12 protein-coding genes are annotated in these 12,440 nt (G+C 61.9%); 5 read left to right on the top strand and 7 right to left on the bottom strand.

Annotated features, from left to right (window positions below; all coding sequences use genetic code 11):
- On the bottom strand, nt 1-630 hold a 630-nt coding region (locus J0I64_RS18090), incomplete at its 3' end, for a signal recognition particle receptor subunit alpha (protein ID WP_291410801.1).
- 233 nt (nt 631-863) lie between these two features.
- Between J0I64_RS18090 and J0I64_RS18085 the strand changes: the two genes are divergently transcribed.
- The 5 genes from J0I64_RS18085 to J0I64_RS18065 all read left to right on the top strand — a co-directional run bounded on the left by J0I64_RS18085 (nt 864) and on the right by J0I64_RS18065 (nt 5,565).
- Nucleotides 864-1,430 (top strand): hypothetical protein, encoded by a 567-nt coding sequence (locus J0I64_RS18085; RefSeq protein ID WP_291410799.1) that lies wholly within the window; start codon nt 864-866, stop codon nt 1,428-1,430.
- A gap of 59 nt (nt 1,431-1,489) precedes the next feature.
- Entirely contained in the window at nt 1,490-2,374 is an 885-nt protein-coding gene (dapF, locus tag J0I64_RS18080; protein ID WP_291410797.1) for a diaminopimelate epimerase, read from the top strand.
- Nucleotides 2,374-3,636 (top strand): tRNA (N(6)-L-threonylcarbamoyladenosine(37)-C(2))-methylthiotransferase MtaB, encoded by a 1,263-nt coding sequence (gene mtaB, locus J0I64_RS18075; protein WP_291410796.1) that lies wholly within the window; start codon nt 2,374-2,376, stop codon nt 3,634-3,636. The genes dapF and mtaB overlap by 1 nt, the downstream gene beginning before the upstream one ends.
- Nucleotides 3,637-3,661: 25 nt before the next feature.
- Nucleotides 3,662-4,852: a signal recognition particle-docking protein FtsY gene (gene ftsY / locus J0I64_RS18070; RefSeq protein WP_291410794.1), complete on the top strand. Its 1,191-nt coding sequence runs from the start codon at nt 3,662-3,664 to the stop codon at nt 4,850-4,852.
- Between the two features lie 83 nt (nt 4,853-4,935).
- The gene (locus J0I64_RS18065) at nt 4,936-5,565 is read left to right on the top strand and encodes a septation protein A (protein ID WP_291410792.1); all 630 of its coding nucleotides are present in this window, start codon (nt 4,936-4,938) and stop codon (nt 5,563-5,565) included.
- A gap of 178 nt (nt 5,566-5,743) precedes the next feature.
- Here J0I64_RS18065 and J0I64_RS18060 read toward each other — a convergent pair whose 3' ends face one another.
- From J0I64_RS18060 to J0I64_RS18035, 6 genes are all read right to left on the bottom strand, one after another.
- On the bottom strand, nt 5,744-6,166 hold the full coding sequence (locus tag J0I64_RS18060; protein WP_291410790.1) for a DUF1761 domain-containing protein: 423 nt from the start codon (nt 6,164-6,166) through the stop codon (nt 5,744-5,746).
- A gap of 98 nt (nt 6,167-6,264) precedes the next feature.
- Entirely contained in the window at nt 6,265-6,690 is a 426-nt protein-coding gene (locus J0I64_RS18055) for a metallopeptidase family protein (RefSeq protein WP_291410788.1), read from the bottom strand.
- Complete coding sequence (leuC, locus tag J0I64_RS18050) at nt 6,681-8,087, bottom strand: 3-isopropylmalate dehydratase large subunit (protein WP_291410786.1); 1,407 nt, start codon at nt 8,085-8,087, stop codon at nt 6,681-6,683. The genes J0I64_RS18055 and leuC overlap by 10 nt, the downstream gene beginning before the upstream one ends.
- A gap of 104 nt (nt 8,088-8,191) precedes the next feature.
- Nucleotides 8,192-9,547, bottom strand: a complete 1,356-nt coding sequence (locus J0I64_RS18045) for an oligosaccharide flippase family protein (protein WP_291410783.1) — start codon at nt 9,545-9,547, stop codon at nt 8,192-8,194.
- A gap of 107 nt (nt 9,548-9,654) precedes the next feature.
- On the bottom strand, nt 9,655-11,238 hold the full coding sequence (purH, locus tag J0I64_RS18040) for a bifunctional phosphoribosylaminoimidazolecarboxamide formyltransferase/IMP cyclohydrolase (RefSeq protein ID WP_291410781.1): 1,584 nt from the start codon (nt 11,236-11,238) through the stop codon (nt 9,655-9,657).
- Between the two features lie 70 nt (nt 11,239-11,308).
- The coding region (locus J0I64_RS18035) for a heparinase II/III family protein (RefSeq protein ID WP_291410778.1) at nt 11,309-12,440 on the bottom strand (1,132 nt) is incomplete at its 5' end.

Genomic DNA, 12,440 nt, shown 5'->3' with positions numbered 1-12,440 from the left:
CTCCTTGATGGAGACCGTTTCGACCATCAGCTCTTCGTCGATATGGGTGCGGCCGGCAGTATCGAGAACGAGAACGTCATAGCCGCCGAGACGGCCTTCGCGCTCGGCGCGGCGGGCGATCTCAACGGGCGTTTCGGTCGCTACAATAGGAAGGGTGTCGACACCAACCTGTTCGCCGAGCACGCGGAGCTGCTCCATGGCAGCCGGGCGGCGCGTATCGAGCGAGGCGAGAAGAACCTTCTTCTTCTGCTTGTCTTTGAGACGCTTGGCGATCTTCGCCGTGGTCGTCGTCTTACCAGAACCTTGCAAACCCACCATGAGGAGGGTGACGGGCGCCGGTGCATTGAGATCGATGGTGACGGCATCGGAGCCCAAAACGGCAACCAGCTCGTCATTGACGATTTTTACAACTTGCTGACCGGGGGTGACGGAGCGCGTAACCTCGGCACCGACGGCGCGTTCGCGGACCTGTTCGACAAAGGCGCGGACGACTTCGAGCGAGACGTCGGCCTCGATCAGCGCCCGGCGGATTTCGCGCATGGCCGCATCGACATCGGCAGCGTTCAGCGCGCCGCGTCCACGAAGACCATCGAAAATTTTGCCAAGCCGGTCTGAGAGGCTCTCGAACATACTATTTCCTTTTCGCTCGCGGAGACGATCTCCGGAGAGATAAGTACCAAAAGGCCAAACGCAAAACCCACCCGCGGGCGCAACGCGCTGGCGGATGTTGGCCTCCGGGATCGTGGAACCCATTTGGGGTCCCGGTCGGCTGGTCAGGAGCAAAAGCCTGATGAACGGGTCGCGTTTAGGGGAGTTTTATGAGGGAGTCAAGGAATGAGCGGCCAGCAAGACCTCTTCCAGCCATGATGACAGCAGAGGAGACAATCGCTTTTCTACAAAAGCGACCTGACATTCGGCTCATCGGCATCGACGGTCTGCCTGTGTCCGGCAAGTCAACGCTAGCCGAAAGCCTCATCGACGCCTTGGGGGCCAAGGTCATTTATTTCGACGACTTTATCCTGCCCAAGAAAGACTGGCCGGAGCCCACCGAGCCGGGCTTCCCTTTCCTCTATGTGCGATACGAAGAGTTCTTCCATGCTGTCGAAGCCTTGGCGACCACCGGCACCTGCAGCTACCGCTTGTACGACTGGGCGAGTGGCGCCCTGGGCGGAACCAGGACAATTGAGGCCAGAGGCGGATTGGTGATCGTCGAGGGCGTCTCGGCGCTTTCTGAGCGCATCTCTTCCCTCTACGATCTCCGCATCTGGGTCGCGAGCGACGCGAAAACGACGCTCGCCGCTGCTTTGGCCCGCGGCGTGGGGTCCTGGGAGCGGGAATGGCGGGAGTTTTTCATGCCCAGCGTTGAGCGCTATCTCGAAACGAAACCGCAAGTGCGCGCCGATATTGTCGTTGCCGGGCGCGGCACCTAGAGCCAGCCATGCACTGGCATTTTGAAGTTCGATCCGCCATATAGGGCAAAGACAAGCAGATGGGCACCGCTTTGAGCAACGCACCCTTTCTCAAGATGAACGGGCTGGGCAACCAGATCATCGTGGCCGACATGCGCGGCCGCCGGGATCGCGTCACGCCTGAAGCCGCTATTGCCATCAATGCACGGCCCGAAACCAAGTTCGACCAGATCATGGCTATCCATGACTCTCGTATGCCCGGCACGGCCAACTATATCGAAATCATCAATTCTGACGGTTCCCGCGCTCAAGCCTGCGGCAATGGCATGCGCTGCGTGGTGCAGACCCTTTCAGCGGAACAGGGCCGCCAGCGTTTTACCTTTGAAACCGTGGCCGGCATTCTTTTTGGCGAAGAAGCCGAAAACGGCCTGATTACCGTCGATATGGGCACACCAAAGTTCGCCTGGTACGAGATTCCGCTCGCCGAAGAGTTTGCCGACACCCGCAAGATCGAGCTGCAGATCGGGCCGATCGATGCGCCGGTGCTGCATTCGCCTTCGGTTATGTCGATCGGCAATCCGCACGCGACGTTCTGGGTCAAGGACGATGTCTGGTCCTATGCGCTGGACCGGTTTGGGCCGCTGCTCGAAAACCATCCGATTTTCCCCGAGCGCGCCAATATCGGCATCGCCCAGGTCACCGCACCCGACAAGATCATCTTGCGCGTATGGGAGCGCGGCGCCGGCATTACCGAAGCCTGCGGCACTGCCGCCTGTGCTGCCCTCGTCAATGGCGCCCGCACGCGGCGCACCGAACGCAAGGCGACCGTCACCCTTCCGGGCGGCGATCTCGTCGTCGAATGGCTGCCGGATGACCACGTTACCCTGACCGGCCCCGCCGAATTCGAATGGCGCGGTGAATTTGACCCCGCAACGGGCGCCTGGACGCGCGCCGAGGCGGCCTGATGGCGGTTCGCACGCTAACTTTCGGCTGTCGTCTCAATGCCTATGAAGGCGAAGTGATGAAGGCCGAGGCTGAAAAAGCCGGACTCGACGACGCCATCATCATCAATACCTGCGCCGTGACGCAGGAAGCCGTCACCCAGGCCCGAAAGGCCGTGCGCAAGGCGCGGCGTGAAAATCCGCAAAGCCGCATCATCGTCACCGGTTGCGCTGCCCAGACCGAGGCGCGCTCTTTTGGCGATATGGAAGAGGTCGATCTCGTTATCGGCAATGCCGACAAGCTCAAGGCCGAGAGTTATCGGCCCATGACCTTTGGCCTGCCTCTCAATGACAAGGTGCAGGTCAACGACATCATGAGCGTGCGGGAAACCGCAGGCCATCTCATCGAAGGCATGGACGCCCATACGCGCGCCTTCGTGCAGGTGCAAAATGGCTGCGATCACCGCTGCACGTTCTGCATCATTCCCTTCGGCCGTGGCCCCTCGCGCTCGGTGCCGATGGGGCTGGTGGTCGAGCAGATCAAAAAGCTGGCGGCCAACGGCTATCGCGAGATCGTGCTTACCGGCGTTGATATCACCTCCTATGGCCCCGACCTGCCTGGCGCCCCGACGCTGGGCCTACTTACCCAGGCGATCCTGAAGCACGTTCCGGACCTGCCGCGGCTGCGGATTTCCTCGATCGATTCCATCGAGGCCGACGCCGCGCTCTACGAGGCCGCCGCCGATCCGCGGCTGATGCCGCATCTGCATCTGTCGCTGCAATCGGGCGATGATCTCATCCTCAAGCGTATGAAGCGCCGGCACTCACGCGAAGATGCGCTTGGTGTGGTCGCAAAGCTGCGTGCCATAAGGCCGAACATGGTTTTTGGCGCCGACATTATTGCCGGTTTTCCGACGGAGACCGACGAGATGTTCGAGAACACGCTGCGCTTCATCGGCGAAGCAGGGATCACCTATATCCACGCCTTCCCCTATTCGCCGCGCCCGGGCACGCCCGCTGCGCGCATGCCGCAGGTGAGCAAGGCGATTGCCCGTGAGCGGGCGGGCCGTCTGCGCGCAGAGGGCGAAAAGCAATTTGCGGCATTGTGCGACACGCGCCTTGGCCGCATTGAAAACGTATTGATGGAACGGGGCGGTCTCGGTCGCACCGAACAATTCGTGCCGGTGAGCGTTGCCGGTATGGAGCCAGGCGAGCTTGCCGCCGTCGCGATCACGGGTCGTGCTCCGGATGGGCTCATGGGCGAAAAACTACGGGTTGCCGCCTGAAGGTGGCGAGGGAAAGACCAAGACTATGACCGACAAGAAACCCGGCTTTTTCCAGCGCCTCTTCGGCAATCAGCCGGCCCCCGTGCCGCCTGCTCCGCCCGAAACGCTGCCCGAGACCCCTGCCGTGGTGCCGGAGCCGGTTGCTCCCACGCCCGAGCCCGTTCCAGAACCGGTCAAGCAACCCGAGCCCGCGGACGCGCCACCTCCTCCTGGCCCCCCGGAAACAACGCCCGACTATATCGAGGCGGTGGAAGACCAGTTCGTCACCCCGCCCGCCGTCGTTGCCGCCCCGGCCCAGCGCCAGAGCTGGTTTTCGCGCCTCACTTCGGGCCTCAAACGCTCGTCGGACAATCTCACCAGCTCGATCACCTCGGTCTTCACCAAGCGCAAGCTCGATGCGGCGACGCTGGACGAACTTGAGGACGTACTCATTCAGGCTGATCTCGGGCTTGAGACGGCCATGTCCATCACCGAGACCCTGCGCCGCGACCGTTTTGACCGCGAAGTTTCGGACAGCGATGTCCGCGCCGTGCTCGCATCAGAAGTCGAAAAGGTGCTCGGCCCCGTCGCGCTGCCGCTCACGGTGGATACCGACAAGAAGCCTTTCATCATCCTGATGATCGGCGTCAATGGCTCGGGCAAGACGACAACCATCGGCAAACTGGCGCAAAAGTTCGCAGCCGAAGGAAAATCGGTCATGCTGGCAGCCGGCGACACGTTCCGTGCCGCCGCCATCGAGCAGCTGCAGGTCTGGGGCCAGCGCACCGGCGCACCGGTAGTTGCAAAACCCGCCGGCTCCGATGCTTCGGGGCTCGCCTTCGACGCAGTCACCCAGGCCAAGGCCGAGGGGCGCGATATCCTCATCATCGACACGGCCGGCCGCCTCCAAAACCGCGACGAGCTGATGAATGAGCTGGAAAAAGTCATTCGCGTCATCAAGAAGGTCGAGCCGTCGGCGCCGCATGCGACGCTGTTGACGCTCGATGCCACGACCGGCCAGAACGCGCTGAAACAGGTCGAGATTTTTGGCAAGCGCGCCGGCGTGACCGGCCTCGTCATGACCAAGCTCGACGGCACGGCCCGCGGCGGCATTCTCGTCGCCATCGCCAAAAAATTCGGCCTGCCTGTGCACTTCATTGGCGTCGGTGAGGGCGTGGACGATCTCGAACCATTCGAAGCCAAGGACTTTGCCACTGCAATTGCCGGGCAAGACTGAGGTTTCGGCCCAAATCTAACCACTCTTACTGGCTATTCGGCTTGCATCAGGTGGCTCGTGCCATCACATTGATCGGATACGCCATGGAACGTTCAATGACCGACAAAGCCGAAGCAGACGTCAATTGGGACGAACTGCGCCCGCAGATCACGAAACTGGCCCTGGAGCTGGGACCGCTGGTGGTGTTTTTCATCGCCAATGCGCGGGCTGACATTTTCGTCGCAACCGCCTGGTTCATGGGCGCGATGACGCTTTCCCTACTGGCCTCCTGGCTGATCCTCAAAAAGGTCGCCGTGATGCCGCTGGTGACCGGCGCGGTCGTGCTCGTGTTCGGCGGCCTGACGCTCTGGCTGCAGGACGACACCTTTATCAAGATTAAGCCGACCATCACCAATGTGCTGTTTGGCTCGGTGCTGCTCGGTGGCCTGCTCTTCGGCCAGTCGCTGCTCAAATATGTCTTCGGCGAAGTCTATAAGCTCAAGCCTGAGGGCTGGTGGCGCCTGACGCTGAACTGGGGCATTTTCTTCTTCGTGCTCGCCGTGATCAACGAAGTGCTCTGGCGCAATTTCTCGACCGAGATCTGGATCGCCTTCAAGGTCTGGGGTGTCATGCCGCTGACGGTACTGTTCTCGATGAGCCAGGTGCCGCTCTTGAGCAAGTATGCTCCGCCGGCCGAGCCACCCGCTCCGCCCAATGTGGCGGTTGAAAGCTGATCTTCCTTCGGGACATCAAAGAGCACAGTATCATCCCCGCGGAAGCGGGGATGTTTGTTCTAGAGCCCCCCACTTAGGCCTCTCCTTTCGTCACCACCGGGCTTGTCCCGGTGGTCCATGCGGAGGCGAGATGGATTGCCGGGACAAGCCCGGTAATGACGACTGAGTGTGGGGGTAACTAGACCGCAGCCGCAGCAACTGGCCCAAAAAGACCGATGACCACACCGTGGATGATCAACACGCCGAGGATATGCAGGCCATCGATGAGGGTCAGCGACCACTTCATGCCTTCATAGCGATGGTTCATGATCAGCGAGGTCAGGACAAAGCCGAACCAGCAGAGCACGCCGGTGGCGATGCCGGCGCCGATATCCACCGCGCCCATCAGGGCCGGGGTAAAGAGCGCGATGAAGTAGGCCATGACGAATTCGACCACAACGGACCAGATGAAAGGCGTGGAGCCGACGCCCAACTGTTCCCTGGTCTTGCCGACGGCCGCGAGCCATTGGCGCGACAGGCTCATGTACCAGACAGCGCCAAAGGCGAAGCTGGCGACGGTGGCCAGCACGACGGCCAGCCAATTGACAGCAAGGTAAGACATGAAAATTCCCCCGAAGCGCAGTGTGCGCGGGGAGTAAGCCTATGCCTTTTCAGGCCCCGCCCACAATGTCATTCCCGCGAAGCGGGTGACGACGAGACCTATTCGTCGGCGCGAGCTTCGATATCTTCCATGTCTTCGTCCGAAAAGCCGAAATGGTGGCCGAGTTCATGAATGAGCACATGGGTGACAACTTCGCCGAGCGTGTTGTCGTCGTTCTCCGACCAGTAGTCGAGAATGGCGCGGCGATAGAGAAAAACCGTATTGGGCATCTGCCCGGTATGCGGCACGGCGCCATCATGGGTGAGGCCGATGCCGGTAAAAAGGCCCATCAGCTCGAAGGGGCTTTCCATGCCGAAATGCTTGAGCACATCGTCTTCCGCAAATTCGGCCACCGAGCAGGTGACGTCGGCCGCGAGCGACTTGAAGGGCTCGGGTAGGTTGGCGAGCGCTTGGCTCGCCAAAGCCTCGAAATCATCGAGGGTCGGGGCATAAAACCCCGACCAATCGGTGCCTTTTACTTCCACTCGCGGATATCGACGAAGTGGCCGGCAATGGCCGCAGCGGCAGCCATGGCAGGGGAAACGAGGTGCGTGCGGCCCTTGAAACCCTGGCGACCTTCGAAATTGCGGTTCGACGTGGACGCGCAGCGTTCTTCGGGTTTCAGCTTGTCCGGGTTCATGGCGAGGCACATGGAGCAGCCCGGCTCACGCCATTCAAAGCCGGCATTCTTGAAGATCACATCCAGACCTTCCTCTTCCGCCTGCGCCTTCACGAGGCCCGAGCCCGGCACGATCATAGCCGAGACGTGGCTCGCGACCTTGCCATCGCCAATAACGGCAGCGGCAGCGCGCAGATCTTCGATACGGCCATTGGTGCACGAGCCGACAAAGACGCGGTCGATCTTGATGTCGGTGATCGGCGTGCCCGGCTTGAGGCCCATATAGTCGAGCGCACGCCACTTGGAAGCACGCTTGGTTTCGTCGGCGATATCATCAGGATTGGGCACAACGCCCTGCACCGAGATGACGTCTTCCGGCGAAGAGCCCCAGGAAACGATCGGCGGCAGCTTTGCAGCGTCGAGGATAACGACCTTGTCGTAGTGGGCGCCATCGTCGGAATAGAGCGTCTTCCAATAGTCGACAGCCATATCAAACGCTTCGCCTTTTGGCGCGCGCGGGCGATCCTTGACGTAAGCAAACGTCGTTTCGTCCGGAGCGATCAGGCCAGCGCGGGCGCCGCCTTCGATGGTCATGTTGCAGACCGTCATACGGCCTTCCATCGACAGCGAACGGATGGCTTCGCCAGCAAATTCGATCACGTGGCCATTGCCGCCGGCCGTGCCGATTTCACCGATGATGGCCAGAATGATGTCCTTGGCGGTAACGCCCGGCGGCAGCTGACCATCGACACGCACCAGCATGTTCTTGGCCTTCTGCTGGATCAGCGTCTGGGTGGCCAGAACGTGTTCCACTTCCGACGTGCCGATACCGTGGGCCAGCGCGCCAAAGGCCCCGTGGGTAGAGGTGTGCGAGTCACCGCAAACGATGGTCATGCCGGGCAGGGTAAAACCCTGTTCAGGGCCAACGATGTGGACGACGCCCTGACGCTTGTCGAACGGGTCGTAATATTCAATGCCGAAATCGCGGGTGTTCTCGGCCAACGTCTCGATCTGGATCGCGCTTTCCGGGTCGGGATTGGGCAGCGAGCGATCGGTCGTCGGAACGTTGTGATCGACCACGGCCAGTGTGCGCTCGGGATGACGAACCTTGCGACCGTTCATGCGCAGGCCTTCAAAAGCCTGCGGGCTCGTCACTTCGTGGACGAGGTGGCGGTCGATATAGAGAAGGCTCGTGCCGTCCGGATTGTTCTGAACCAGATGGTCGTCCCAGATCTTGTCGTAAAGCGTGCGGGCCTTGGTCATTCGCGTTGTTCCGAGGGGCAGGAATGGAAGTTTGGATTGGTTCTAAGCCCAGAGGGGCTTTTGGGTCAAGAACAACCGTACTCTTGGGTACGCTCTTGCGGAAATCAGTTTGCCGGGGCGTCGCGCAGGCGGCCGACGGCAAGAGCGCCCAGCAGGCTCGTATCAAGCCCGATGCGGTAGCGGCACCAGAGGGCAATGGCTACCTGGGCCAGAATACGGGCCCCCATATTGACCGCCGCAGCGCCAACAATGCCCCAGATCGGGATCACGGCGATTTGCACGAGAAACCCAAAACCCATGATGGCGCCAAAGATGCCGACATAGGCGCGCTCATGTCCGGTCATCATCATCACGATCTTTGAGGGGCCGGTGACCGCATCGAACAAGAGGCCAAAGGCGAGAAGTAGCAGCACCAGCGTGCCCTCGGCATAGGAGGGGCCGAAGAGCGACAGGATGAACTCGCCGAAGAACAGGAAGAGGGCAAAGATCACGAGCGAGAAGACAAACCCGGCCCAGGCGCACAGGGCGGTGATGGCCTGGGCCTTTCGCATGGCGCCGGAATGGTAGTGTTCGGCCACCATAGGGGCGATCACCAGTTCGATGGCAAAGGTGAAGAGCGTCATCAGGCCGGCGGTGCGGAACGCGTTGAAATAGACGCCGGAGCTTTCAAGATCGAGCATCAAACCGACGAGAATGACGTCGGCATTGAGCGTAAAAGTTTCGATCAGGGCGCCAAGCAGCAGCCAATTGCTGAGGCTGCCCCAGCGCTGCCAATGGGTTTTTACCGGCGCGACACGCGGCAAGATGGCGTAGTTTCGCTTGAGCGCGACGCTCATCTGCAGGACCAGTGCGCCTATAAGAAGGGCGGCCGAGAGGGTCAGCGCGTCGGGACCGCTGAGCACGATGCCCACGGCAAAGAGCGCCATCACGGCAGCCGGCAGAGCCAGGCGCCAGACGATGTCGCGCGGCAAGAGGGCCGTCCAGAGCGATCCCTGCGCCCGCAGCACTGAGGAATTGTATTCGGCCAGTGCCATGGGCAGGATCAGGAATGCCGCGCCAATGAAATGGTTGATGGTTTCGCGCGGCGGCAGGAAAGGAATGCTGGCGACGGGGAGGACGCAGAGGAGACCGGCAAGGATCAGGCTGGCGCCAATGGTGATGGCCGAACCGGCCGCGACCACTGCTTCAGCGTCGTTGTTCTCGCCTTTGGCACGCAATTGCGGCCAGAGGCGTAGCACTGCGGTCGACTGGCCCATGCCGGCCAAAATGGCGAGCACGGTTGCCAAGGCGAGGCCAAAGGCAAAGTGGCCATATTCGCTCTCGGTCTGGGTGCGCGAGAGGACGACATAGGTGATGTAGGTGAGGCCGGCGGTCGCGACCTTGATGCCGAGCGAGCCCACCGAGCGCAGAAGGCCGGTGGAGAGCAGGGCAGAAAGATCGGTTGGAACGGCCAGCCGCATGAAGGGTCCTCGCGCCGGCCAGATTGCCGAGCGGGCAGAGAGTGCCAGAACCCCGTCAAGAAGGTCTTACCGTGAGGGTGTTTAGGCCCTCACGGCAGCGTGTTCGCCTAGTGGCGGAAGTGGCGCATGCCGGTCATCACCATGGCGATCCCGGCAGCGTCGGCGGCGGCGATGACTTCGTCGTCGCGCATGGAGCCGCCGGGCTGGATAACGGCCGTGGCGCCGGCTGCGACCAGAGCCTCAAGACCATCGGCGAAGGGGAAGAAGGCATCGGAAGCGACGACCGAACCGACCGTCAGCGCGCCTTCGATCCCGGCAGCTTCAGCCGCGTCGATCGACTTGCGATGGGCAACGCGGGCGGAATCGACGCGGCTCATCTGGCCTGCGCCAATACCGGCGGTCGCGCCATCCTTCACATAGATGATGGCGTTGGACTTTACGTGTTTTGCGACCTTGGCCGCCAGTTTCAGGTCGGCCAGTTCCGCTTCGGTAGGGGCGCGCTTGGTGACGACCTTCAGCTCGCAATCATCGACATTGCGATTGTCGCGGCTCTGGACCAGCAAGCCACCGGCCACCGACTTCACCTGCAGGCCTTCCGCCTTGGGATCGGCGAGACCGCCAGTGAGCAGAAGACGCAGGTTCTTCTTGGCGGCAATGATCTCTTGGGCCTCGGGCGTCGCCGAAGGGGCTACGATCACTTCGGTGAAAACCTTGACGATTTCGGTCGCCGTCTCGGCGTCGATCTCGCGATTGGTGGCGACGATACCGCCGAATGCCGAAACCGGATCGGTGCGCAGGGCCTTCTTATAGGCCTCGGTCAGGTTCGAAGCCGTGGCAACGCCGCAGGGATTGGCGTGCTTGATGATGGCGACGGCGGCCGTTTCCTTGGGGTCGAATTCGGAGACCAGTTCGAAGGCTGCGTCGGTATCGTTGATATTGTTGTAGGAAAGCGTCTTGCCCTGCACCTGCGATGCGGTGGCGACGCCCGGGCGGTTCTCGCCGGTGCCGTAGAAGGCGGCCCACTGATGCGGGTTTTCGCCATAGCGCATGACTTCGCGCAGGGTGCCGGCAAAGCTGCGGTAATTCACGTCGGCAAAGTCGATCTCTCGAGCGAACCAACTCGAGATCGCGCTGTCGTAGGCCGCGGTGCTGGCATAGGCCTTTGCAGCCAGCTTCTGGCGCAGTTCGTGGGGAATGCCGCCATTGCGGATGGCGTCCAGAATCGCCGGATAGTCGGCGGGGTCGACGACCACGGTCACATAGGCGTGGTTCTTGGCCGCCGAACGCACCATGGCGGGGCCGCCAATGTCGATATTCTCGATGATCTCGTCGTAGGAAGCGCCCGAGGCGACGGTCTTTTCGAAGGGATAGAGATTAACGGCGACGAGGTCGATGGGGCCGATCTCGTGTTCGTCCATAGAGGCCTTGTGCTCGGGATTGTCACGCACCGAGAGCAGGCCACCATGCACCTTCGGGTGCAGCGTTTTTACGCGGCCATCCATCATTTCGGGAAAACCGGTCAGGTCCGAAATCTCGCGCACCGGCAGGCCGGTTTCGGCGATGAGCTTGTGGGTGCCGCCGGTGGACACCAGCTCCACACCGGCTTCGGACAGCCCGCGGGCAAAATCCGCCATTCCCGATTTGTCGAATACCGAAAGCAGTGCCCGCCCGACCGTGACCGTCTTGCCCATGAGTTTTAGCTCGCATTGGAGGAGGAGATTTCGGCGCTCCGCTAGCACGAACGGACCGAAGAGTCCAAGCTCAACCGTGTTCGCGCGTCAGGATCCAGCCCACTTCCAGGCCCGGCTCGATTTCGGCCTCGAGCACGAGCTGGATGGTGCGATTAAAGCCGAGATAGGCCGATTGGCGGACGCTGTCGTCCTGCCGCAAGGTCGCGCCTTCCCAAAGGAAGCTCCAGACCTCGCCATTGGGCAGCGTCAGCCGGCGCATGCCTTCGCCCACCGGGGCATGGACGGAAATGCCGGGCGCCAGATGGAAGCGGATGGAGAGGTGCCCGTTCGGCGTGCCCTCTGCAATGACGCGATCCTGGCCAACCAGCGTCGTGCCATCACCTAGCAGGGTCAGCCGGCGCTCGATCTCGGCGCCGAAGCGGGTCGCATAGCCGATGGAGGACACGGCGAGCATGTGCTCGGCGGGAACCAGCTCCATATCTGGAACGACGGGCGACCGCTCCCTAAAACCCTTTGAGGGCACAAAGGCGTCTTCGTCTTCGATAGTGGGCGAGGAATGGGCGATGGCCTGGCGGAAGAGATCGCGGGTTTCCGCCATGTCGGTGGGCGCCGGCCCGCAGGAGCCAAGGATCAGTTCGCTACCGAAGGAAAATTCGAAAGCCAGCGCGCCGGCATGGGCCTCGCCATCAAAACCCGGCGGCGGACGCAGGCCGGAATCGGCGATAACAACGGCCTGGCCGCTACGCAGGATGCCGTAGCCACCAAGAATGCGCGAACGGCGCGACGGGGTCGGACCATTGGCCTGTACGGCGACCAGAATGTCGTGCGGCACCTGTCCGCAGCCATTGAAATAGGCCGGCTCACCGCTCGAGAGCGTGACGGCATCGAGCGCCTCATGCATGCGGTCGACGCGATTGGAGAGCGCAACCAAGGTCGGGCTGCCATGGCGATTGGCGGCCTGGCGCAGGCTCGAAAGCTCGACGAGCAGGTTGAGCTGGATGCGCGGATTGCGGCTTCTATGCAGCCCTTCGTCATCAAGCTGGGCGGCAAGAACGGCATCGAGCTGCTGCAGACGCGGCTCGACATCCGCGCTATCAGCCGGCTCGCAGAGCTCTGCGCCCAGAATGCCGAGGGCGGCAAAGAGCCGGTCGACCGGATCGGTCGCCAGCCGCCCGCGAACGCGCACGCCAAGGCCAGGCAAA

The organism is Devosia sp. (assembly GCF_017307565.1).
Taxonomy (GTDB): domain Bacteria; phylum Pseudomonadota; class Alphaproteobacteria; order Rhizobiales; family Devosiaceae; genus Devosia.
This window is presented reverse-complemented; position numbering and strand designations above follow the sequence as displayed.